This window comes from Nocardioides sp. BP30 (assembly GCF_029873215.1).
Lineage (GTDB): Bacteria > Actinomycetota > Actinomycetes > Propionibacteriales > Nocardioidaceae > Nocardioides.
The window spans coordinates 2,162,866-2,183,943 of record NZ_CP123620.1 but is presented as its reverse complement, the minus strand read 5'-3'; the positions used below and the strand labels follow the sequence as shown (position 1 = coordinate 2,183,943).

Annotated in this window: 21 protein-coding genes and 4 tRNA genes; 11 read left to right on the top strand and 14 right to left on the bottom strand. The window is 71.4% G+C overall.

Annotated elements, in window-relative coordinates; genetic code table 11:
• Positions 1 to 36 precede the first annotated feature (36 nt).
• The 7 genes from P5P86_RS10315 to P5P86_RS10285 all read left to right on the top strand — a co-directional run bounded on the left by P5P86_RS10315 (position 37) and on the right by P5P86_RS10285 (position 5,742).
• A complete protein-coding gene (locus tag P5P86_RS10315; RefSeq protein WP_280607345.1) occupies positions 37 to 873 on the top strand; it encodes an STAS domain-containing protein in 837 nt (278 codons plus the stop codon).
• Entirely contained in the window at positions 873 to 1,277 is a 405-nt protein-coding gene (locus P5P86_RS10310; RefSeq protein WP_280607344.1) for an STAS domain-containing protein, read from the top strand. The genes P5P86_RS10315 and P5P86_RS10310 overlap by 1 nt, the downstream gene beginning before the upstream one ends.
• Complete coding sequence (locus tag P5P86_RS10305) at positions 1,258 to 1,674, top strand: anti-sigma regulatory factor (RefSeq protein ID WP_280607343.1); 417 nt, start codon at positions 1,258 to 1,260, stop codon at positions 1,672 to 1,674. The genes P5P86_RS10310 and P5P86_RS10305 overlap by 20 nt, the downstream gene beginning before the upstream one ends.
• Entirely contained in the window at positions 1,671 to 2,711 is a 1,041-nt protein-coding gene (locus tag P5P86_RS10300) for a SpoIIE family protein phosphatase (RefSeq protein ID WP_280611246.1), read from the top strand. Before P5P86_RS10305 ends, P5P86_RS10300 begins: the two co-directional genes overlap by 4 nt.
• Positions 2,708 to 4,036: an ATP-binding protein gene (locus P5P86_RS10295; protein WP_280607342.1), complete on the top strand. Its 1,329-nt coding sequence runs from the start codon at positions 2,708 to 2,710 to the stop codon at positions 4,034 to 4,036. Before P5P86_RS10300 ends, P5P86_RS10295 begins: the two co-directional genes overlap by 4 nt.
• Positions 4,029 to 5,606 carry a SpoIIE family protein phosphatase gene (locus tag P5P86_RS10290; protein WP_280607341.1) on the top strand — a complete coding sequence of 526 codons (1,578 nt, stop codon included), beginning with the start codon at positions 4,029 to 4,031 and terminating at the stop codon, positions 5,604 to 5,606. Before P5P86_RS10295 ends, P5P86_RS10290 begins: the two co-directional genes overlap by 8 nt.
• A 61-nt stretch (positions 5,607 to 5,667) precedes the next feature.
• Positions 5,668 to 5,742, top strand: a tRNA-Val gene (locus P5P86_RS10285).
• A gap of 73 nt (positions 5,743 to 5,815) precedes the next feature.
• On the opposite strand, the gene P5P86_RS10280 is transcribed toward P5P86_RS10285, so the two are convergent.
• A complete protein-coding gene (locus tag P5P86_RS10280) occupies positions 5,816 to 6,235 on the bottom strand; it encodes a MarR family winged helix-turn-helix transcriptional regulator (protein WP_280607340.1) in 420 nt (139 codons plus the stop codon).
• A gap of 9 nt (positions 6,236 to 6,244) precedes the next feature.
• Positions 6,245 to 6,895: an MBL fold metallo-hydrolase gene (locus P5P86_RS10275; RefSeq protein ID WP_280607339.1), complete on the bottom strand. Its 651-nt coding sequence runs from the start codon at positions 6,893 to 6,895 to the stop codon at positions 6,245 to 6,247.
• Positions 6,896 to 7,093: 198 nt separating this feature from the next.
• Here P5P86_RS10275 and P5P86_RS10270 point away from each other — a divergent pair, with 198 nt between their 5' ends.
• A complete protein-coding gene (locus P5P86_RS10270) occupies positions 7,094 to 8,200 on the top strand; it encodes a glycosyltransferase family 4 protein (RefSeq protein ID WP_280607338.1) in 1,107 nt (368 codons plus the stop codon).
• Here the strand turns inward: P5P86_RS10270 and P5P86_RS10265 are convergent.
• Complete coding sequence (locus tag P5P86_RS10265) at positions 8,197 to 10,293, bottom strand: amylo-alpha-1,6-glucosidase (protein WP_280607337.1); 2,097 nt, start codon at positions 10,291 to 10,293, stop codon at positions 8,197 to 8,199. The two genes, P5P86_RS10270 and P5P86_RS10265, sit on opposite strands and share 4 nt — an antisense overlap.
• Positions 10,286 to 10,666, bottom strand: coding sequence for an SCP2 sterol-binding domain-containing protein (locus P5P86_RS10260; RefSeq protein ID WP_280607336.1), 381 nt, complete (start codon positions 10,664 to 10,666; stop codon positions 10,286 to 10,288). Before P5P86_RS10260 ends, P5P86_RS10265 begins: the two co-directional genes overlap by 8 nt.
• 181 nt (positions 10,667 to 10,847) lie before the next feature.
• On the opposite strand from P5P86_RS10260, the gene P5P86_RS10255 reads away from it, so the two are divergent.
• Both P5P86_RS10255 and P5P86_RS10250 read left to right on the top strand, forming a co-directional pair.
• On the top strand, positions 10,848 to 11,642 hold the full coding sequence (locus P5P86_RS10255) for a hypothetical protein (protein WP_280607335.1): 795 nt from the start codon (positions 10,848 to 10,850) through the stop codon (positions 11,640 to 11,642).
• Positions 11,643 to 11,861: 219 nt separating this feature from the next.
• Positions 11,862 to 12,293: an SsgA family sporulation/cell division regulator gene (locus P5P86_RS10250; protein WP_280607334.1), complete on the top strand. Its 432-nt coding sequence runs from the start codon at positions 11,862 to 11,864 to the stop codon at positions 12,291 to 12,293.
• On the opposite strand, the gene P5P86_RS10245 is transcribed toward P5P86_RS10250, so the two are convergent.
• From P5P86_RS10245 to P5P86_RS10225, 5 genes are all read right to left on the bottom strand, one after another.
• Entirely contained in the window at positions 12,294 to 13,115 is an 822-nt protein-coding gene (locus tag P5P86_RS10245) for an aminotransferase class IV (protein WP_280607333.1), read from the bottom strand. It abuts the gene before it with no gap.
• Positions 13,116 to 13,124: 9 nt separating this feature from the next.
• Positions 13,125 to 13,742, bottom strand: a complete 618-nt coding sequence (locus P5P86_RS10240; RefSeq protein ID WP_280607332.1) for a 4'-phosphopantetheinyl transferase family protein — start codon at positions 13,740 to 13,742, stop codon at positions 13,125 to 13,127.
• Between the two features lie 164 nt (positions 13,743 to 13,906).
• Positions 13,907 to 13,981: transfer RNA gene (locus P5P86_RS10235), tRNA-Val, on the bottom strand.
• A 25-nt stretch (positions 13,982 to 14,006) separates the two neighbouring features.
• Positions 14,007 to 14,080: transfer RNA gene (locus tag P5P86_RS10230), tRNA-Cys, on the bottom strand.
• Positions 14,081 to 14,100: 20 nt separating this feature from the next.
• A tRNA-Gly gene (locus tag P5P86_RS10225) sits at positions 14,101 to 14,173 on the bottom strand.
• A gap of 359 nt (positions 14,174 to 14,532) precedes the next feature.
• Between P5P86_RS10225 and P5P86_RS10220 the strand changes: the two genes are divergently transcribed.
• Positions 14,533 to 15,186: a class I SAM-dependent methyltransferase gene (locus P5P86_RS10220; protein ID WP_280607331.1), complete on the top strand. Its 654-nt coding sequence runs from the start codon at positions 14,533 to 14,535 to the stop codon at positions 15,184 to 15,186.
• Positions 15,187 to 15,216: 30 nt separating this feature from the next.
• Here P5P86_RS10220 and P5P86_RS10215 read toward each other — a convergent pair whose 3' ends face one another.
• The 5 genes from P5P86_RS10215 to P5P86_RS10195 all read right to left on the bottom strand — a co-directional run bounded on the left by P5P86_RS10215 (position 15,217) and on the right by P5P86_RS10195 (position 21,017).
• On the bottom strand, positions 15,217 to 16,326 hold the full coding sequence (locus P5P86_RS10215) for a prenyltransferase (protein WP_280607330.1): 1,110 nt from the start codon (positions 16,324 to 16,326) through the stop codon (positions 15,217 to 15,219).
• A gap of 8 nt (positions 16,327 to 16,334) precedes the next feature.
• A complete protein-coding gene (locus P5P86_RS10210; RefSeq protein WP_280607329.1) occupies positions 16,335 to 17,090 on the bottom strand; it encodes a class I SAM-dependent methyltransferase in 756 nt (251 codons plus the stop codon).
• Entirely contained in the window at positions 17,090 to 18,391 is a 1,302-nt protein-coding gene (locus P5P86_RS10205) for a glycosyltransferase family 4 protein (protein ID WP_280607328.1), read from the bottom strand. The genes P5P86_RS10210 and P5P86_RS10205 overlap by 1 nt, the downstream gene beginning before the upstream one ends.
• 106 nt (positions 18,392 to 18,497) lie before the next feature.
• A complete protein-coding gene (locus P5P86_RS10200) occupies positions 18,498 to 19,469 on the bottom strand; it encodes an NAD(P)/FAD-dependent oxidoreductase (RefSeq protein ID WP_280607327.1) in 972 nt (323 codons plus the stop codon).
• 60 nt (positions 19,470 to 19,529) lie between these two features.
• Positions 19,530 to 21,017 (bottom strand): glycoside hydrolase family 6 protein, encoded by a 1,488-nt coding sequence (locus P5P86_RS10195; protein ID WP_280607326.1) that lies wholly within the window; start codon positions 21,015 to 21,017, stop codon positions 19,530 to 19,532.
• Positions 21,018 to 21,078: the final 61 nt, after the last annotated feature.

Below are 21,078 nucleotides of genomic sequence, written 5' to 3'. Positions count from 1 at the left end.
TTACCGTGCAACTCCTGCGACGAAGGATGGCAAGACGTGTCGTCACAACCCGAGCACGACTGGATCGACCTGCTCCGCCAGAACCGGGACGAGCTCATCCCCGCCTGGACCGAGATCGTCGAGACCTCGCTCGCCGGCCGCATGACCGCGAGCGAGCTGACCAACGACATCCGTGAGATCTTCGACGGCCTCACCTCCGCCGACGGCCGCGAGAGCGACATCCGCAGCACGACCTACGACGGGTTGCGTGCGCTGCTCGCCGACCTCGGCCGCACCCGCGCCCGCCAGGGCTTCTCACCCACCGAGGCGGCGGTGAGCGTCTTCGCACTCAAGACGGCGACCCTCACCCTGCTCGAGCAGCGCGGGGACCTCGCCGCCTACCAGGCGTTCGCCAGCCTCTCGCGCGTCGTCGACGATCTCGGGCTCTACATGCTGGAGACCTACGCCAGTGCCCGCGAGACGGTGATCGCCCAGCAGGCCGAGACCCTCCTCGAGCTCTCCACGCCTGTCGTCAAGCTGTGGGACGGCATCGTGGCGCTGCCGCTGGTCGGCACCCTCGACTCCGCCCGCACCCAGGTGGTGATGGAGGCGCTGCTGCAGGCCCTGGTGGACACCGGCTCCGAGCACGCGATCATCGACATCACCGGCGTCGCCGCCGTCGACACCCAGGTCGCCCAGCACCTGCTCAAGACGGTCCAGGCCGCGCGCCTGCTCGGCGCCGAGTGCATCGTCTCCGGGATCCGGCCCCAGATCGCCCAGACGGTCGTGGCGCTCGGGATCGAGTTCGGCGACATCCACACCAAGGCGAGCCTGTCGGACGCGATGCTCCTGGCGATGCGTCGGTCGGGCCTCGACGTGGTCAGCAGGGCATGATGGAGCGGATCCCGATCCTGCGGATCGGCGACATGCTGCTGGTCTCCATCCAGGTGGACCTGCAGGACCACACCGCCCTGATGCTCCAGGACGACCTCAGCAACCGGATCGTCGAGACGGGCGCCAAGGGTGTGCTGATCGACATCTCGGCGCTGGAGATCGTGGACAGCTTCATCGGCCGGATGATCTCGACCACGGCAGCCGTCTCGCGAGTGCTCGACGCCGAGACGGTCGTCGTCGGCATGCAGCCGGCCGTGGCGATCACGCTGGTCGAGCTGGGATTGACCCTGTCGGGAGTCCGCACAGCACTCGACGTGGACCGCGGCATCCGGATGCTGAGCCGCAGCATCAGCGCGCCCGCCCGCGGAGGGGACGTGACCCGCGATGACGACCTCGCCGAGTGAGACCGGCACCGTCATCGAGGTGCACGCCGACTCCGACGTCGTACGGGTGCGCCAGTCGGTGCGCGACGTCGCCATGGCGGCGAAGCTCTCCCTGGTCGACCAGACGAAGCTGGTGACGGCGGCCAGCGAGCTGGCCCGCAACACCCTCGTGTACGGCGGCGGTGGCGACGCGACCGTCCGCCTCCTGGAGCGCGCCGGCCTGATCGGCGTGCAGGTGGTCTTCAGCGACGAAGGACCGGGCATCGCCGACGTCGACCTGGCGCTCACCGACGGCTGGACGAGTGGCAGTGGTCTGGGCCTGGGTCTGTCGGGTACCCGCCGGCTCGTCGACGAGTTCGACCTCGACACCGCCGCGGGCCGCGGCACGCGCGTCACGGTCGTCAAGTGGAGACGATGAGGGTGGCCGCGCTGCCCGGCGCCACCGGTGACAGCTGGTGGAACGTGACCGAGAGCGCGGCAGTCCCCGCCGTACGACGGGCGGCGGCCGCCCTGGCCTCCGACCTGGGTCTCGACCCGGAGCGGGTGGCCGAGGTCGGCATCGTGGTGACCGAGCTCGCCACCAACCTGGTGAAGCACGCCGGCGGGGGCGAGCTCGTGCTGCGCGTGCTCGGCGAGGGCGACCGGGCGGCCGTCCGGGTGCTGGCGATCGACGCGGGTCCGGGCAGCCGCAACATCGACGCGCTGATCTCCGACGGCGCCTCCACCCGCGGAACGCTCGGGATCGGGCTGGGCGCCTGCCAGCGGCTCGCCTCGGCGTTCGACGTCTACTCCGTCCCGGCGCTGGGGACGATCGCGCAGGCGATCATGGGCCCCGACCCGGCGGGGACGCGGGATCACCTCGAGCAGGGCGGCGGCGCTGACGTGGCAGCGCTCACCCGGCCGCTGTCCGGCGAGGGCCCGTGCGGTGACACCGCTGCCCACCGCACGACCGACGAAATCCAGCTGGTGATGGTCGCCGACGGCCTCGGGCACGGGCCTCTGGCCGCCGCGGCGTCGCAGCGCGCGGCCGACGTGCTGATGTCCCTCGACAGCGTCTCGCCCGCCGCCGTCCTGGAGCGGATCCACGCCTCGCTCGGCGGCACGCGCGGTGCGGCGGTCACGGTGGTCAGCTACGACCCGGCGACGCGGCGGCTGGTGCACGCCGGCATCGGGAACGTCGCCGCCCGGCTGGTCGGCCCCGGTGGCACCCGCACCCTCCCCGCCCAGCCCGGCATCGCGGGCCACCGCGCTCCGCGGCTGCGGGAGACGACCTACCCCGTGGAACCGGCGAGCCTGGTGGTGATGCACACCGACGGCCTGTCCCAGCGCTGGTCGCCGGCCGACATGCCCGACGTCCTGACGCACGCCCCGGGCGTGGTCTGCGCTGCGCTGGTCCGAGCCGCCGCGAGCCGCCGCGACGATGCCGGCGTCCTGGTGCTGCGGACGGCTGCATGAGCACCACCGCCCTGACGCAGGTAGCGCTGCGCACCGAGGACGACCTCTTCGTGGCGCGCCAGCTGGGCCGCGAGTGTGCGGTCGGCCTGGGCCTGGATCGCCTGGACGCCCTCCGGGTGGCGACAGCGATCAGCGAGCTCGGTCGCGAGATCGTCTCCTCCGGCGGCGGCATCGTCTCGCTGGACGTGCGCGCCGGCATGCTGCAGGTGCGGCTGGAGTCCGACCTGCCGCCCGAGCAGTGGCCGGCCGCCGTCACCGCCGTCTCCCGCCTGGTCGACGACCAGGCCGGGTACGACGCGGGCCGCGGGGTCGGTCTGATCCTGGAGAAGGCCATCCCGGCACCGATCCCCGGCACCGCCGTCCTCGACCGGCTGCGCCGCAGCCTGCTCGCCCAGCTGCCGTCCTCACCCGCCGAGGAGCTGCGCGAGCAGAACCGTGACCTGCTCAACGCGCTGGAGGAGGTCCGGGCCCAGCGGCGCGAGCTCGAGGTGGTCAACAACGAGCTCGAGGAGACCAACCGCGGCGTGATGGCGCTCTACGCCGAGCTCTCGGCCGAGCTGGACCGCACCAACCAGGGCGTCGTCGCGCTCTACGCCGAGATCGACGACAAGAACCTGCAGCTGCGCCAGGCCAGCGAGGCCAAGACGCGCTTCCTGCGCAGCATCAGCCACGAGCTGCGCACCCCGGTCAACTCCATCCTCGGCCTCACCGGCCTGCTCCTCGATCCGCACCAGACGGACCGCCTGACCCCGGAGCACACCGAACAGGTGCAGTACGTCCGCACCAGCGCCGGTGACCTGCAACGGCTCGTCGAGGAGCTCCTGGACCTGGCCCGCGCCGAGTCCGGTCGGCTCGAGCCGACGCCGGTGCCGACGTCGGTCCCAGCGCTGCTCGGCGAGCTGCGCGCTGTCATCGAGCCGCTGTTGCGTCCGGACGTGACGCTGCGCCTCGAGGTCGACGGGATCGACATGATCGACACCGACCCCGACCTGCTGCGCCACGTGCTGCGCAACCTGCTCAGCAACGCCGCCAAGTTCACCTCCGCGGGCTCGGTCGTTCTCGGCGCGCGGGCACAAGCCGGCGACGTGCTGTTCGAGGTCCGCGACACCGGCGTCGGCATCGCCGAGGACGACCTGCCGCACATCTTCGAGGAGTTCTACCAGGCCACCTCGCCCCTGCACGCCAGCGCCAAGGGCACCGGGCTCGGTCTCCCCTTCGCGCAGGTGGTGGCGACGGCTCTCGGCGGCCGCATCGAGGTGAGCAGCGTGGTCGGCGAGGGCAGCTGCTTCTCCCTGTGGTTGCCCCACGGCGGCGGCCATGCCTGAGCGCCTGCCGCTGGTGCTCGTCTGCGACGACACACCCGCCAAGCGCTACGTCATCGCCAGTTGGCTGCGCCGCAGCGGGTATCGGATCGTCGAGACCGACACCGCGGCCGGCGCGCGCCGGATCCTCGCCGAGCAGGACATCGACCTCGCGGTCCTCGACGTACACCTGCCCGACGGGAGCGGCCTGGACATCACCCGCGATCTGCGGCACGACCCCGAGCGCTCGGGCATCCCGGTCGTGCACGTCTCGGCGGTGGCCATGGAGACGCTCGATCGGGTCGCCGGTCTCGACAGCGGCGCGGACGCCTACCTGGTCGACCCCATCGAGCCGCAGGAGCTGCTCTCGACGATCCGCACCCTGCTGCGCTCCTCGGGCGCGCGCCGAAGCGCCGAGGAGCTCGCAGGCCGGATGAGCCGCCTCAACCGCGCTGCCGTGCGGTTGAACGTCGCGGCCAGCGTCGCGCGCCTCACCGACGGCGTCGCCCGGGCCGCCGCGGAGGTGCTGGACGAGCCGGCGGTGGCGGTGCTCGTCGACCGGCCCGGTGCCCATCGCTCCGCCGCCGCACCCGGCGGCACGGTCGACATCACCGGGCCGCTGACGCACGAGGGCCTGGCAGAGCTGCTGGCCGGCCTCCCCGACGCGGGCATGGTGCGGCCACGGGAGGAGGCCTGGTCCACGATCCTGCCGACGCTTCCCGAGGAGGTGTGGCGGGTGAGCCCCATCGTCGTGGACGACGAGCGCGTCGGCCTGGTGGCCGTCCCGGCCTCCTCCGACGAGGACGGCAACGACCTGCTCCTGGAGCGTCTCGCGCAGCTGGCGTCGGTAGCCTTCGACAACCTCCGCACCCTCGAGCGCGAGCACCGCACGGCCGTGCTGCTGCAGCGCAGCCTGCTGCCCTCCTCGCTGCCGGAGCCCGACGGAGTGACGATCGGCGCCCGCTACCGCGCCTCCGAGCGGCATGCCGAGGTCGGTGGCGACTTCTTCGACGCCTTCGAGGTCGGCGCCAACCTGTTCGTCGCGATCGGGGACGTGCAGGGTCACTCGCTGGAGGCCGCCGTGGTGATGGCGCAGCTGCGCTACTCCCTGCGCGCCTACGCCTACGACGACTACGGCCCCGCCGAGATCATGCGTCGGATCGATCGGGTGCTGATCCGCAACGAGCCCGGCGTGATCGCTACCGCGTGCATCGGGATGATCGACGCCGAGCGCCGCACGATGCGGCTGGTCAGCGCCGGGCACCCGCCGCTCATCCGGGTGCGCGACGGCGAGGCAACTCTGCTCTCCTACCGAGGCGTGCTGCTCGGGCTCGGCACGACCCACGAGGAGCACGTCGTGGACCTGCTCCCCGGCGACCGCTTCCTCCTGTTCACCGACGGCCTGGTCGAACGCCGCGACGTACCGCTGGACGACAGCCTCCTCGAGGTCGCCACGTTCCTGGCCACGCTCGGCGACTGCGGGACCGAGGCGATCGCCGATCGGCTGCTGGAGAAGTACGGCGCCAGCGACGACGACGTGGCGCTGCTCGTGGTCGCCCTGGATGAGGTGGTCCGCTCCGCCACGCAGGGGTGATGCGGGGCGCGCCCCGAATGTGAGGTGGGACGCGGGATGCGCTAGTGTTCAGCAACGTCACGGGTGATTGGCGCAGTGGTAGCGCGCTTCGTTCACACCGAAGAGGTCACTGGTTCGAACCCAGTATCACCCACCACGAGACGAAGGCCCCGGCCCTGCGGCGACGCAGGTCCGGGGCCTTCGTCGTCGTGTCCCGACCCGCGTGTCGGCTAGGGCATCAGCCGACGCAGCAGCCGCGGAACCGCGTCCAGCAGGGCACGATCGGCTTCGTCGAGGCCGGCGATGGCACGCGCCAGGCTGTCACGGCGGGCGTCCCGATCGCGCCGCAGGGCGTGCCGGCCGCTCGCACTCAGCTCGATGACGAAGGCGCGGGCGTCCGAGGGGTGGGGGTGCCGCTCGACCAGCCCCATGCGTTCCAGCTCGGCGACGGCCTTGCTCATCGCCTGGTGGCTCACGCCCCGCTCGGCCGCCAGCAGGGCGATGGTCCGACCGCCCTGGCGCTCGAGCTGGGCCAGCGACTCGGCGTGGGCGCGGGACAGCTCATCCGTTTGTGCCCTGGTGGCGCGGACCAGCGACCCGACGGCCAGCCGCAGCTCCTCGGCGAGTGCGCGGTCCCGTTCCTCGTCCACCGCGAGCCCCTAGAGGTCCAGGCCTTGCGAGGGCTCGAGCCGGTGCAGCGCCACTCCCGTCGGACCGCCCTCGCCCAGGAACATCGCGACCGATGCCTGCCCGATCTCGCTGAGCATGACGTCGTGGATGGGCACCGTCTGGCGCGGCGCGACCGCCCGCACGAAGTCGATGGCCTCCCCCACCTTGGTCCACGGTCCACTCGTCGGAACCAGCAGCGTGTGCACCGGCACACCCGGCACGACGTAGGAGTCACCCGGATGGAAGACCGCCTCGTCGAGCAGGTAGCCCAGGTTCTGCGGGACGGGGATGTCCGGATGGATCGGCGCATGGGCGCCGCCGAAGACCTGCACGTGTACGCCGGAGACGACGAGCTCCTGACCCGGGGTGAGGACATGCAGCTGGCCCTTCCGGCCGCCGGCCGCCGTGAGTGACGGGACGATCGAGGACGGACCGTAGACCTCCAGCTCGGGCCGCCGCTGCAGTGCGGCTCCGACCTTCTCGACGTCGAGGTGGTCGAAGTGCTCGTGGGTGATCAGGACGGCGTCGGCCAGGTCCAACTGCTCGGCACTCTCGGGGCCGAAGGTGCCCGGATCCAGGAGCAGGCGAGCTCCGTCGCTCTCGAACGAGACGCTGGCGTGGGTGTACTTGGTCAGTTTCATGGGATGTGACCTCCTGCCGAAACTATACAACTACGTTGTATAGATCCTGTCCGCCCGGACAGCGCCCTCCGCGTGGACAGCGGCTCCGCCGACGATGTAGGTCCTTTTGCCGATAGCGACCACGGCTCCCGCCTGCTGCCATGAGGCCAGCAGGTCCGCTCGGCGGCGGTCTGCACCATCCGCTTGGGAGGACGTCACATGCGCATCGGTCTCATCGCCCCTCCGGGGCTCCCCATCCCCCCTCGCGCCTACGGAGGCACGGAGTCCGTCATCGATCGGCTGGCCCGCGGGCTGGTCGGCGCCGGTCATGAGGTGCTGCTCGCGGCCGCGAGCAACAGCACCTGTCCGGTGCCCCGGGTCAGCGGGACCGAGGAGGCGCTGGAGGATGCACCGGTCTGCGTCGACACCAACACCGAGTTGCGCCATGTCATCAGGGCCTACGCCGCCATGTCGGACGTCGACGTCGTGCACGACCACACCCTCACCGGTCCGCTCTGCGCTCGGGCGCCGGTCGGCACGCCGGTGGTGTCCACCGCTCACGGCCCCTTCGACGCGATGCTGGCCCCGCTCTATCGTGCCTTCCGGGGCGTGGCCCTGGTTGCGATCTCGCATCACCAGGCGGCGACCGCCGAGGGCATTCCCCTGGCCGGCGTGATCCACCACGGCCTGGACGTGGGCTCGGTGCCGGTGGGCCGGGGCAGCGGGGGCTATGCCAGCTTCCTGGGACGGATGTCCCCTGAGAAGGGACCGCGCGAGGCCGCCCTCGTCGCGCGCGCGGCCGGCGTGCCGCTACGCATGGCCGCGAAGCTGCGTGAGCCAGCAGAGCTGGCCTACTTCGAGGCCGAGGTGAAGCCGCTGCTGTGCTCGGACGTCGAGTTCCTCGGAGAGTTGGGCCACGACGAGAAGCTGGAGCTCGTCGGCGATTCGTTCGCCCTGCTCAACCCCATGCAGTGGGCTGAACCGTTCGGCCTGGTCATGATCGAGGCCCTCGCGACGGGAACCCCCGTGGTCGCCACACCGGTCGGATCTGCGCCCGAGCTGGTCGAGGACGGCGTCACCGGCCACCTCCGCCGGGGTATCCCGGGGTTGGCTGCGGCGCTGCTCGACGCCCCGGAGCTCGACCGATCGACCTGTCGTGCGGTCGCCGCTCGGTGGTTCAGCAGTGAGCGGATGGTCGCCGACCACGTCCGGCTCTACGAGGAGCTCCTGTCCCGTCCGGCGCACTCCTATTACCCGCTCGACGAGGCAGCGGCGCCAGTGGTTCGGCCGCCCGCCCTGGGACATCGGCTCGCCACCGGCCTCTAGTCAGGGCGAGGCCGGCCGGTGGGGTCGCCGAGCTGGGGACGCAGCGTCGTCCCCTGATCCACCTCGACCCGACCGCGCCCGAAGGCGTCGATGCGACCCCACCGGCCCGGGATGTCCAGTAGCTCGATGCGCCCGATGCCGACCGGCAGCGCCGGATCGACGATCAGGTGGTCACCCACCGGTTCGAGCCCCAGCATCGTGCGCAGCAGGAGCAGCGGCGTACCGGTGGACCACGCCTGCGGGCTGCAGGCGGTGGGGTACCGGACCGGGTACTTGGTCAAGGTGCGTTCATAGCCGCCGAACGCCTCGGGCAGCCGACCGTCGTAGAAGTGCGCCGCGTCGAGGATGCCTGCCGCGACCCGGGCGGCCTCGGACTTGAACCCGTAGCGCCGCAGACCCCATGCGATGAACGAATTGTCGAAGGGCCACACGGTGCCTACGTGGTAGCCGATCGGGTTGTACCGCGCCTCCCCCTCCGCGAGCGTTCGCACTCCCCAGCCGGAGAACAGCCGCGGCCCGAGCAGGTGTCCGGCGATCGCGGCCGCCTTGTCGGCGTCGACGATCCCGCTCCACAGCAGGTGCCCGATGTTGGAGGCGAGTGCGTCCACCTGCGCTCCGTCGGCGTCCAGGGCCAGCGCGTAGTACTCCCCGTCCTCGACCCAGAAGTCGCGGTTGAACCGGGTCTTGAGGTCGGCGGCCTGGCGCTCGAGCTCGTCCGCGTAGGCGTCGTCGTTCCAGAACAGCCGCGCGAGCCGAGCGCCACGCATCTTCGCGTCGTAGGCGTAGCCCTGGAGCTCGCAGGTGGCTCGCGGGAAGCCCGGCAGCGCGCCGTCGCTGTAGCAGATCGAGTCCCAGGAGTCCTTCCAGCACTGGTTCTCCAGACCGGTCTCATGATTGCGCCGTCGGTAGGCGACGTAGCCGTTATCCTGCAGGTCGGCGTAGTCGTCGATCCAGCGCAGGGCGGCTCGGGCCTCCATCTCCAGCACACGGACCAGCTCCGCGTCGCCGGTCCATTGCTCGTATTCGTCCAGCAGGACCACGTAGAGCGGCGTGGCATCGGCACTGCCGAAGTACGGGGAGTGTGGCCGCTCCTGGAACGCCGTGAGCTCGCCGTAGCGGACCTCGTGCAGGATCCGCCCCGGGTCCTCGTCCCGGAAGTCGTCCACCCGGTTCCCCTGCCAATCGCCCAACACCCGCAACGTCGTCGAGGCGAGCTCGGAGTTGAACGGCAGAGCCTGCAGGCTGGTGAAGATGCTGTCACGGCCGAACAGCGTCATGAACCAGGGCAGCCCCGCCGCCGGGAGGGTCTGCGAGTTCGCGATCAGCGGCGAGAAGCGGAGCGCGGCCAGGTCGACCAGACTGCGTCGGTACGTCGCGACGAGGGCTTCCCAGTCGCAGGTCAGGCGCGGTGCGTCGGCGAGCCACCGCTCCAGGTCCGCCAGCGCGTGCTCCCGTTCCTCGTGCATGGACGCTCGGTTCCGCAGCTGACGGCCGCCGGGACCGAGGCTGGCGACACGAACGTTCAACTCGGTACTCCATGAGCCGTGCGGAGCGATCGACACCGAGAACTGCAGGCCGCCGACGTCGACGTCGGCGGGTTCGGTCGAGGACACGGTCGTCGTACGGTGGAAGCTCTCGCGCCGGTAGTCCATCACGAGCCGACCGCCCGCGGCGTCGACCGAGCAGGTGCCCTTCTTGGTGAGGGCGTCCTTGACCTCGAACAGGTCGGCGAAGTCGGCGGCAGCGTCGACTCGGATCAGCAGCGTGACCGGCTCGACGTCGTGGTTGAGGATCGTCAGCTGCTCGCGGAACCCGTCCGCGACCTCCCGCTGGCGCAGGACGGTGATCTTCGCGTCGACATAGACGGTGCCCGAGCCTGGGACCAGGAAGAACCGGGTCTCGAAGTAGTGCAGGTCGTCGGTCGACAGAGCGGTCAACCGCTCACCGTTCACCGTCAGGACCCAGCGCGAGAGAAATCGCGTGTCCAACGCGAACAGTCCGGTGGGGTCGGTCGCGGAGGCTTGGATGTCCCCCTGCGCGTCACTGACCACGAAGGTGTTGCCGTGCAGGATCTGGACGACGTCCTCAGGCATCGGCGGGACGTCCGTCGGGCAGATGACCGCGGCCGACCGCGCCGGCGCGCTGGCGGGTGAACAGCCGTTGCGCCAGCACCATCAGCTCGGGGTCCCCCTCGATCACCGCGGCGCCGCGCAGCAGCGCCGCCAGCGCGCTGGTGCGGCCTCCGATGACGTCGTTGCAGACGGCTCGCTCGGCGGTGATCACGCAGTCAGCGGACTCACCGCTCGAGGTGACGCTGATGGCACCCCTGTCCACGCGGACCCGCCGATGCTCGACGTGCTCGCCGTCGACGATGTCCCAGCGCAGCGTCGCGCTGAGCCTGGTGAGCATCGGTTCGTGCCCTCGCCGGCCCAGCTCGTCGAAGAATCGATCGGTCGCGTCCGCCATGAAGGTCCTTCCCGACCACCGCCGCTGGTCCCTCGATTACACGCATGCGCAGCGCACGGGTGGTATCGGCAGAAATACCGACCTTGACGCGCACGGGCTGCCACGCCGGCCGGCGAGCGCTTCCCGCGGGTCCCGATCGGGGGCACAATAAAGAGGCGTTCCCTAGTGCTGGGCGGGGCGGATGACAACGAGCAACAGGGCATCTCTCGCGGCGTTCATCGCCGTCGCTCTCGCCTGTGTGGTGGTGCTGCACCTCCCGCTCGGCAACCCGCCCGCGCGTCGGCTCCCACCGCTGCCGGGCTGGCACCTCATCGCCGGCGCGGAGCTCGTCCCCGCGCGCACCGTCGTCTCCGGCCCGGCGCTCGTCCGTACGACGACGCGCGACGTCGGCGTGCCCGAGCACGCGACGATCCCTGCCACAGCCACCGGCACCTCCGGCACCTCCGGCAGCGTCGGCCCGAGCGCAGCGGCCGTCGAGGCCGTCGCGATCGTGTCCCAGGGGAGCGATGCCGGGTCCCGGACAGCCGATGCGGCGCAGCAGCAGACCCGGCACCCCCATCAGCACCACCCGGCGAGCGGGCACCCGCAGCACCCTCACCCCCAGCACCCTCACCCCCAGCACCCGCCCGTGCCTCCGGCGACGACGCCCCCGGTGACCGACCCTCCGGTCGCGACGCCCCCGACCAGCCCGCCTCCCGCGACACCGCCGGCCGTGGCGGTGCCCGCCGTGGCGGTGCCGGCCGTGGCGGTGCCGGCCGTGGCGGTGCCCGCCGTGGCGATACCCGCCGTGGTGATGCAGCCGCTCTCCCCCGTCCCGCCGGCGGCGTACCCGGCCGGCGAGGCCCCCGCGGTCCGGCCCGGGTACGACCGCCACCGTTGGGGGCGTTCCGAGGAGCCCGACGCCGTGCCGGCACGGTTCGGATCCTGCGCCCACGGTGCCGGCTTCTCCGGCGGCGGGGCCCGCCCCTACCGCTGAGCCATGCCGCGAGCCGGCCCTCGGCCACGCCTCGCGCCGGTCGATCCACGCCGTCGGCACGATCGCCGTACCTCTCTGGCCGCACGCACGTTGAACACTGCGGAGAGGGTCGACACCGAGGGCCCGATCAGCGACCAGAGTCACTTTGCCGCAAACCCGCATCATGGGTACCGGTCGGAGCCGTCTCATGGTCGACATCAGCGACGAGGAGCGTGAACGATGACACAGCAGCCGACCACTCCGGTGCTCTCCCAGGACATCACCCTGGCCTGCGTCGACCCGTGGGGCCGCAACGTCGACGTGCCGACCACCCTGGGCTACCGGCGCGACGACCCGTACGCGGTCAGCATGACCTTCCACTCCGGCACCGGCGACGTCGAGTGGGTCCTGGCCCGCACGCTGTTGCTGAAGGGGCTGGCCGCGCCGGCGGGCGAGGGCGACGTCAAGATCTATCCGAGCATCGACGACGACGCCCGCGCGGTGGCGGTGCTCGACTTCTCCTCCCCCGATGGACGGCTGGTCGCGCAGGCGTGCACCCACGAGCTGCAGACGTTCCTGTCGCGCACGTTCGCGACGGTTCCGGTCGGCACCGAGACCGACCACCTGGACATGGACGGCCTGATCGCCGACCTGCTCGGCATCGCCGACTGATCAGCGCCCGAGCAGCTCGGGCTCCCGCTCCCGCCATACCTCGCGTACCGCCCGGGTGACAGGACCGTACGCAAGCTCCTTCCCGTCCCAGTCGAGCACCGCCTGCGCGTCGCGCAGGGTCGAGGCCAGGAAGACCTCGCTGGCCTGATCGGCCACGACGCCGATGGGCTCGTCGACCTCCACGCCGCCATACCACTCCAGGATCAGCGCCCGCGTCACTCCCGCCAGGCAGCCGCTCGCCAGCGTCGGCGTGCGCAGCTCGCCGTCGACGACGTAGAAGACGTTCGTGCCGGTGCCCTCGCACAGGTTGCCCACCGTGTTGGCGAAGACCGCCTCGCCGGCACCGCGACGCGCGGCCTCGGCCAGCGCCACCACGTTCTCGGCGTACGACGTGGTCTTCAGGCCGGCCAGCGCGCCGCGCTCGTTGCGCGGCCACGGCACCGTGATCACCCGGGTGGTCTCGGCGAACGCAGGCACCTCGCTCACCGCGACGATGATGGTTGGCGCCGCATCGCCACGGCCCGAGCCGAGCGGCGCCGGCCCGCCGGTCACGGTGATCCGGATGCGGCCCAGGCCCACCGGCTCGGCGGCCAGGACGGCGCTGACGCCCTCACGCAGGGCCGCGTCGTCCACCGGACCGATCCCGAGGCCTGTCGCCGAGCGCTGCAGCCGCTCGAGGTGCCGCGTCAGCGCGAACGCCTCCCCGTCGACGACCTTGATCGCCTCGAAGACGGCGTCCCCCACGGTGAGACCGTGGTCGAAGACGCTGACGGCCGGGGCGGTGGGGTCCTCGAGGAGCTGTCCGTCGATCCAGGCGCGCATGGAGTGACCCTAGCGGGGGTCGGCCCCGACGCTCGCGGGTGCCGGCGTCGTGTCGGCGAGCACCACCCAGGCCGCGGCGTACTCCGCGGTGGAGACCTCGCCGGTCAACCAGCCGGCATCGAGGACGTCACGGGACATCGCCTGGTCGAGCCCCTCCCCGCTGGCCTTGGCCCACGCCTCCTTGCGCACCCACAGCGCCACGGATGCGGTACCGGGGTCCGGCTGCCGAGCGACCCACCTCCGCTCGCGGTCGGTCAGAGCCTCGACCGGCACGCGGGCACGGACGGTCTCCGCGTCGATGCCGCAGACGGTCGTCGCTGCCACAGCGGCCACGACCCCGCGGGTGTGGCTCAGGCTGACGTGCACGTGCGGCATCCCGGCGACCGCGGGCCTGCCGTGATCGGTGGCGCCGCAGCTCGGGCACCGCTGGACCAGCACCACCGACGCCGCCGCGACCCCGGCGAGCTCCGCGGCGACCAGTCGCGCGAGCACGTGCGCTGCTCGGTAGGCCTCTCGATCGGCCCGGTGCACGAGACGGCGGACGCGGCGTACCTCCGCTTCGGTGAGCAGTCCCGGGTCGCGTGGGACCTCCGCGATCCGGCACACGCGGACGACTGGCTCGGGCACGTCCGCAGTCTCTCAAGGCGTGCCCGGCAACCGCGGATCGACCCGCGGCCGAAGAGGGCTGTGGCCGCTTCAGCTCCGCTGCCGTGGCCGACTCGATCCCTGTCGCCGATCACGTCGGCCACGGGGCATGACGAACGGCCCCGCATCTGCGAGGCCGTTCGAAGTGGTGGACGATACTGGGTTTGAACCAGTGACCTCTTCCGTGTCAAGGAAGCGCGCTACCGCTGCGCCAATCGTCCGGGTCTTTATGAAATTCTAGCGGGTTGGAGGTGGGTACGGGATTTGAACCCGTGTACACGGATTTGCAGTCCGTTGCCTCGCCTCTCGGCCAACCCACCGCGGAGGCTGTGCACCTCAGAGCGGACGACGAGGCTCGAACTCGCGACCTCAACCTTGGCAAGGTTGCGCTCTACCAACTGAGCTACGTCCGCACATCTCCTCGGATCGGCGCTCTCCCTTGCGGTCGAGCCCCTCGCCTCGGCGACGTCGAGAACACTAGCCGAGACCCCATGCCGTGCCAAATCGAGGGTCACCCCGGTGTCATTCACCTCTCGCGAGGCGGTCTCCGGCGTGGCTTCGCGGCGTACCTGTCTAGCCAGGCGCGCCCCGATTCGCCGATTTCCTGAGACTGCTGTCACTTAGCGTTACCTTTCCCGTGTCCCTTGTCCCCACAACAGGGGTGCTGAAGGTCGGAGCTGCCCCCGGACGCGTGTCCAGCCCGGGGGCAGCTCCTGATCCGGTCCGGTGCGTTGTGTCGAGCCCTCGCCGGCGGGCCGTTAGTGTCGGCCCGGTGACAGCGCCCGAGATGCCCGCCCAGATGCCCGCCGACCTGCTCGCCCGGGCGCGGGCCGCGAAGGGCTTCATGCCGCCGGCCGAGGGCGATCTGCTCTTCCGGTACGCCGTCGCGCGGCTGCCGCACGGCCCCGTCCTCGAGGTCGGCACGTACTGCGGCAAGTCGGCGATCTACCTCGGCGCCGCGGCGCGTGCCGTCGGCGGCGATGCGGTGGCCTTCACCGTCGACCACCACCGCGGCTCCGAGGAGAACCAGGCCGGCTGGGAACACCACGACGCCACCCTGGTCGACCCGGAGACCGGGCTGATGGACACGCTGCCGACCTTCCGCCGCACCCTCCACGCCGCTGGCCTCGAGGACCGGGTGGTCGCCGTGGTCGGCCGGTCGCGCGCGATCAGTCACTGGTGGCGTACGCCGCTGAGCCTGCTGTTCATCGACGGCGGCCACGGCGAACAGCCGGCACGCGACGACTACGACGGTTGGACGCCGCACGTGATGCCGGGCGGCCTGCTGGTCATCCACGACGTGTTCCCGGATCCCGCCGAGGGCGGCCGGCCGCCGTACGAGCTCATCTATCGGCCGGCCCTGGCAAGCGGTCGCTTCGAGGAGATCGAGGCGCTGGGCTCGATGCGGGTGCTGCGCCGGAACTGAGGCCCGCATCAACCGGGACGGAGGCCCGCATCAACCGGGACGGAGGCCCGAGTCGACTCGGCAGCCGCATTCCAACCCGATCTCGGCGAAGTCGGGGGCGAGCGAGGTGCCTCGCATGATGTCGGAGCCGCCCGTGGCGGCGCCGTACCGCTCCCCCAGCGCGTCCACCGCGAGCAGCACCGCCGCCGCGGTGTAGGTGGTCTGTTCCTGCGGCCAGTACACGTCCGGGTTGTCGTTCTGGTAGCCCTCGTCGGCGTAGACCCACCCGGTCCAGTAGGACCCGTTCTCGTGCCGCAGGTGCTGCATGTCGGCCAGCAGTCGCACCGCCTGGGCGCCGTCACCGATCGCGTCGAGGGCGAGCACCAGCTCGCAGGTCTCGGCGCCTGTCACCCAGGGGTTGGTGCTCACGCACCGCACCCCCAGGCCGGGTACGACGAAGTCGTCCCATCGGCTCGCCAGCAGCCGTCGTGCCTCGGAGCCGCGCACGGCCCCACCGAGCACCGGGTAGTACCAGTCCATCGAGAACGTCGACTTGTCCGCGAACAGGTCGGGGTGCTCCCGAAGCGCGTGGCCCAGTCGACCTCCGGCCAGCTCCCACTCCGGCTGCGGATCGTCGAGCAGGTCGGCGAGGGCGACCCCGGCGCGCAGCGCGTGGTAGATCGAGGAGCAACCGGTCAGCAGGCACAGGTCGTCGACCGGCGTCCACCGGATGCCGCCCCACACCTCCTGCAGCCCGATCACCCAGTCGAGCCCGGCGCGGACGCTGGGCCACAGCGCCTCGACGAATCCGCGGTCGCGGCGGACCAGCCAGTGATGCCACAGACCGACCGCGAGGTAGGCCGACATGTTGACCTCGCCGCGCTCGTCCTCGACCGATCCGTCGACGATCTTCATCGGCCAGGACCCGTCGGCTCGCTGCAGGCTCGGGACCCACGTCAGGGCGCGCTCGGCGGCTTCCACCTCACCACCGACCAGCATCGCCATCGCGCCCTCGACGTGGTTCCAGATGTCGACGTGCTCGCCGGCCGCCCACGGGATCGCCCCGGACGGCTCCTGCATGGCGACCAGGGACGCCGCGGTGGCGCTCACCTGCTCGGCGGTCAGGACGCCGCGGACATACGGGATCGGAGCGGGCGTCATCGAGCCCCCTACCGCTCGTCGGCCAGCGGCTTGTGGAAGTACAGGACGATCGACTTGCCGATCGTCGGGTCGAGCACCTTGCCCGCCCAGCGCAGCGCGCGGGGCTGCTTGACGATCTCCCACACCAGCAGCCGGTGGTAGGCCTTGGCCAGCGGATGCTGATCGTTGTTCACCCCCACGGCGCACTTGATCCACCAGTACGGCGCGTGCAGTCCGTGGGCGTAGCCCTTGCCGTCGAAGACCATCGCCTCACCAGGCGTGCCGTCGTTGGGTCGGCCGGCCTTGGTGACCTTGTCGATGAGCTCCTCGGCCGTGTAGATCCTGATGTGGCCACCGGTCGCGTTGTGGTAGTCGTCCGAGAGCCGCCAGTTGATCACCTCCGGCAGCCAGCGCGGCACCGAGATGGCCAGCGTGCCGCCCGGCCGCAGCACCCGGACCAGCTCCTTGATCGCTTGCACGTCGTTCCAGATGTGCTCGAGCACCTCGGCGGCGACGATCCGGTCGAACTCGCCGTCGGCGAACGGCAGCGCGAGCGCGTCGCCCTGCTTGACGTCGGCCTCGGCGCCCTCGGGCACCTCGCCCGCGGCCTTCATCGCCGCGAACAGGTCCCGGACGTTCTCCAGCTCCTCGGCGTCCCTGTCGAAGGCGATCACGTCCGCGCCGCGCCGGTACATCTCGAAGCTGTGCCGTCCGGCCCCGGCACCCATGTCGAGCACCCGGTCCCCCGGCAGCAGGCCGAGGCGGTCGAAGTCAACGGTCAGCATCAGTTCTCCTTCGTGGCCGGGGTGGCCGGGGTGGTCGAGGACCGGAAGTCCTCGATCACGTCGTCGAGTACGGCGGCGGTCTTGGCCGCGACAGCCGTCCAGCTGAACAGCTCCTTGACGCGCCGCCGACCGGCGGCACCCATCCGGGCGCGCCGCTCGGGGTCGTCGAGCAGGGCACCGAGCGCGTTCGCCAGCGCCCCGACGTCGCCGGGCTCGACCACGTCGGCGCAGAGGCCGTCCGGTCCGACGACCTCGGGGATGGCGCCGGCCCGGGAGACGACGAGCGGCGTCTCGCAGGCCATCAGCTCGGCGGTGGGGAGCGAGAAGCCCTCATAGAGCGAGGGCACGCACGCCAGCTCGGCCGAACCCATCAGCGCGACCAGCTCGTCGTCGGTGAGTCCGTTGGCGAACCTGACGCGATCGGCGATGCCGAGCCGGTCGATCAGCTTCTCGGTGATGCCGCCCTGCTTGGGCTTGGTGACGAGCACGAGCTCAAGCTCGCGCTCGGTGAGCAGCTTCGCGAACGCCTCGAGCAGGATGTGGATGCCCTTGAGCGGAGCATCGGCGCTTGCCATCGCGAGGATCCGGCCGGGCACCCGCGGAGCGCCGGAGGGTCGGAACCGCTCGTCGACGCCGAGCAGGACGGTGGTGATCCGCCGCGGATCGACGCCGAACTCGCGGACCACGTCGCGCGCCGAGGACTCCGACGGCACGATGACGTGCCGGATGCGTGGCGCGGTGCGCTTCTGCTGGCGCAGGAAGGCGTACCACCGCCACACGCCGAGCTTGGGCAGCTCCAGGCTCATCCTGGTGCCGGCCTTGCGCCTGAACCACGGCGCCACGTCGAGCTCGATCGCCCGATCCATCGTGATCGGGTGATGGATCGCGGCCGCGAGGGGCAGGCCGTACCGCTCGATCTCGAGCAGTGGCGTCGCCAGTGTCTGGTTGTCCAGCACGACGTCGAAGTCGTTGCGACGCGCTCGCAGGAGCTTCACCACCCGCTTGCTGAAGGTGAGCGGCTCAGGGAAGGCGCCGCTGCGCATCGTGAGCCACTCCTCGACGTCGATCAGATCGCGGAACTCGCGCAGGCCCGGGTTCCGGAACTCCTCGCCGGGACGGTAGAGGTCCAGGCTCGGCACCTTGGTGAGCCTCACTCCCTCGTCGAGCTCGGGGTAGGGCTGGCCGGAGAAGACCTCGACGGAGTGGCCGAGGGCCACCAGCTCGCGGCTGAGTCGACGGACGTAGATGCCCTGGCCGCCCACGTGCGGCTTGCTCCGATAGGACAGCAGGGCTACCCGCATGCGTCACGACCCTCCGGTGAAGCTGTTGGCGGTGCCACCCCATATGACTCGCCAGTAACGTTGGGCTCGATTAGATCACGTTCCACCAGCGGGCGCGCGGGTGGTCCTAGCCCTCGCTGGAGTGTCCCGGGAAGACGTGGGCGGCCGGGTCGATGACGGGTGCGAGGTTGTTGATCGCGGTCGCCGCCTCGCCGAAGCCCACGGCGATGAGCCGCACCTTGCCCGGGTAGTCGGTGATGTCACCGGCCGCGAAGACACGCGGCCGGCTGGTTCGCATGGCCTGGTCGACCACCACGTGCCGTCGACTCGTCTCCAGGCCCCAGCTCTGCAGCGGTCCGAGGTCGGCCACGAATCCGAGCGCTGCCACGACGGCCTGGGCCGGAACCACCAGCGCACGACCCTCCACCTTCAGCTCCGCCTCCTCGACCGTGGTCCGCCCACGCAGCTCGACCACCTCCGCGTCGGTGAGGATCCGGACCGTGCTGGCCCGCACCTGCGCGACCGTGCGCTGGTGGGCCCGGAACGCATTGCGGCGGTGCACCAGCGTGACGCTGGCGGCGATGGGCTCCAGGTGCAGCGCCCAGTCGCATGCCGAGTCGCCACCGCCGACGATCACGACGTCCTTCCCGGCGTATGGGACGAAGGAGGGCACGAAGAACTCCACGCCCCGTCCGACCCAGCCCTCGGCGGCGGGCAGGGGCCGGGGGTGGAACGTGCCGATGCCGGCGGTGATCAGCATCGCGCTGGCATCGACCACCGTGCCGTCGGCGAGGGTGAGGCCGAGGCCGTCCTCGCGGGCGGCCAGGTGGACGGCCGCCCGGTCGAGGAGGTACGTCGGCTCCGCCGCACCGGCCTGCTCGACCAGGCCCGCGACGAGGTCTCGGCCCTTCACCCGGGGGAAGCCGGCGACGTCGAAGATCTGCTTCTCGGGATACATCGCGGTGATCTGACCACCGAGCTCCGGCAGCGAGTCGACCACCGTCACCCGCAACCCCCGGAAGCCCGCGTAGTAGGTGGCGAACAGGCCGGTCGGGCCGGCACCGACGATGACGAGGTCGGTCTCGTGGCGCGCGCTCACCCGGATGATCCTGCTCCCGATCTGCGGCCGGGCTCAAGAGGCTGGCGCCGGGAGCCGCGGTCAGCCGGCGAAGGGCGTGGTCCGAGCGACCTGCAACGAACGCTCCAGCGAGAACGGCGAGGCCTGCCTGACCAGCCAGGGACGGCCGAACCACAGGTAGCCGTCGACGTACTTCTCCGCGCGGGCGGCCTGGAGGCCGGTCAGATCGAGGCGGGAGTCGGTGACATCGGTCGTGGGTGGGATGCCGAGGGTGTCGCACTGCGTCTCGGCCGCGGAGCGGCACGGCTCGGCGTTGTCGAAGTCGCCGTGCGGGTGCTTGGCGTAGTACTGCTGCCAGGTGAACGGCTTGCCGTTGTCGGCGGTGTCGATCACGAAGTGCTTGCCGGGGTGTCCTGCCGCCGCGAGAGCGCGTGCCAGCTCGGTGCCGTAGTCGATGTTGTCGGCCACGCTGGAGTAGTGGGTGGCCCCGAGGGCGAAGCCGCGGACGTCGTCGATGCCGGCGGCGGTCAGCAGCGGCACCTCCTTCTCCACCGAGAGCCAGTCGCTGTCGGAGGCGTCGAGGTAGACGGTGGTGCGCGGGAGCTGGGCGAATCGCTGCGCTGCATAACGGACCAGCGCGAGGCGGACCGCCGGGTCGGCGGTGCGCTTGTCGCCCGGGTTGTTGGGCACGGCGTCCAGACCCAGGTCCGGCTCGAGGATCATGGCCACGCGGGCCTCGCCGATCGCGTCGGCCACCCGGTCGATCCAGGCGCGGTAGTCGGCCTGCTCGGCCCGGCTCAGCGGGGTGCCGCGACCGGACTCCTCGCGTGGCCACTGCCGGAAGATGGCCATCTGGACCAGTGCGTCGGGATCGCCGTGCTGCTGGTCGGCGATGAACTGCCGGACGTCGTTCCCGATCCGGCCGGTGCTCAGGTTGGCGGCGAACCAGATGGCGCGGGGCTGCAGGGCGATCCTGCCGAGCAGCGCGCGGTTGGTCCCGCTCGCGTGCTCGTAGGCGGGGTAGATGCCGTTCCAGGGGCCCTGGTAGACCGCCCAACGGTCCCCGATCAGGGGGTCGTCGCGCTCGACCTCGGCGCCGCGACTGCGCTCGACGGCGGTGACGTAACCGGGCAGCGTGCCGGTGACCTGGACCGCGAGCTTGGCTCCGGCGACCTTGTCCGGCACGGTCAGCCGGGCCTTGGTCGCGCCCGCGATCGGCTTGCCGTCGGCGAGCCATTGGTAGGTCAGCGAGACGCGGCGGGGTCGCCAGTGGCGTGGCATCGTGGCGCGCACGACCTGACCGGCCATCACCGTGCCCTCGATGCGCGGTGCGGCAGTGTGCTTGAGCGCCTTCGGCGCCGGCGGGACGCTCGCGGTCGGAGTCGGACTTGTCGGCTGGGTGGGTGCACCGGCGGTCTGGGTGGGGGCCTCGGCGCCGGACGGCGTACTCCCACCGCCGCGCAGGGCCCAGGTCGCACCGACCGCCACGACGAGGACGAGCACCAGCCCGAGGGCCGCCACGAGACGGCGGGAGGGCTTCAGCGAGGGCCGGAGGTCTGGGGCAGGCATCGCGGCGAGGGTACGTGAGCGAGCGACCGAACCCCAGCCGGCGAAGCGCCCCTGCCGTCGA

Excerpts from the sequence above, each read along its gene's own strand:
- P5P86_RS10215 (WP_280607330.1), bottom strand. The coding sequence starts at position 16,326 with ATGACGCCCGCTCCGATCCCGTATGTCCGCGGCGTCCTGACCGCCGAG.
- P5P86_RS10210 (WP_280607329.1), bottom strand. The coding sequence starts at position 17,090 with ATGCTGACCGTTGACTTCGACCGCCTCGGCCTGCTGCCGGGGGACCGG.
- P5P86_RS10250 (WP_280607334.1), top strand. The coding sequence starts at position 11,862 with ATGACACAGCAGCCGACCACTCCGGTGCTCTCCCAGGACATCACCCTG.
- P5P86_RS10290 (WP_280607341.1), top strand. The coding sequence starts at position 4,029 with ATGCCTGAGCGCCTGCCGCTGGTGCTCGTCTGCGACGACACACCCGCC.
- P5P86_RS10295 (WP_280607342.1), top strand. The coding sequence starts at position 2,708 with ATGAGCACCACCGCCCTGACGCAGGTAGCGCTGCGCACCGAGGACGAC.
- P5P86_RS10205 (WP_280607328.1), bottom strand. The coding sequence starts at position 18,391 with ATGCGGGTAGCCCTGCTGTCCTATCGGAGCAAGCCGCACGTGGGCGGC.
- P5P86_RS10275 (WP_280607339.1), bottom strand. The coding sequence starts at position 6,895 with ATGAAACTGACCAAGTACACCCACGCCAGCGTCTCGTTCGAGAGCGAC.
- P5P86_RS10270 (WP_280607338.1), top strand. The coding sequence starts at position 7,094 with ATGCGCATCGGTCTCATCGCCCCTCCGGGGCTCCCCATCCCCCCTCGC.
- P5P86_RS10310 (WP_280607344.1), top strand. The coding sequence starts at position 873 with ATGGAGCGGATCCCGATCCTGCGGATCGGCGACATGCTGCTGGTCTCC.
- P5P86_RS10260 (WP_280607336.1), bottom strand. The coding sequence starts at position 10,666 with ATGGCGGACGCGACCGATCGATTCTTCGACGAGCTGGGCCGGCGAGGG.
- P5P86_RS10305 (WP_280607343.1), top strand. The coding sequence starts at position 1,258 with ATGACGACCTCGCCGAGTGAGACCGGCACCGTCATCGAGGTGCACGCC.
- P5P86_RS10245 (WP_280607333.1), bottom strand. The coding sequence starts at position 13,115 with ATGCGCGCCTGGATCGACGGACAGCTCCTCGAGGACCCCACCGCCCCG.
- P5P86_RS10255 (WP_280607335.1), top strand. The coding sequence starts at position 10,848 with ATGACAACGAGCAACAGGGCATCTCTCGCGGCGTTCATCGCCGTCGCT.
- P5P86_RS10265 (WP_280607337.1), bottom strand. The coding sequence starts at position 10,293 with ATGCCTGAGGACGTCGTCCAGATCCTGCACGGCAACACCTTCGTGGTC.
- P5P86_RS10195 (WP_280607326.1), bottom strand. The coding sequence starts at position 21,017 with ATGCCTGCCCCAGACCTCCGGCCCTCGCTGAAGCCCTCCCGCCGTCTC.
- P5P86_RS10300 (WP_280611246.1), top strand. The coding sequence starts at position 1,671 with ATGAGGGTGGCCGCGCTGCCCGGCGCCACCGGTGACAGCTGGTGGAAC.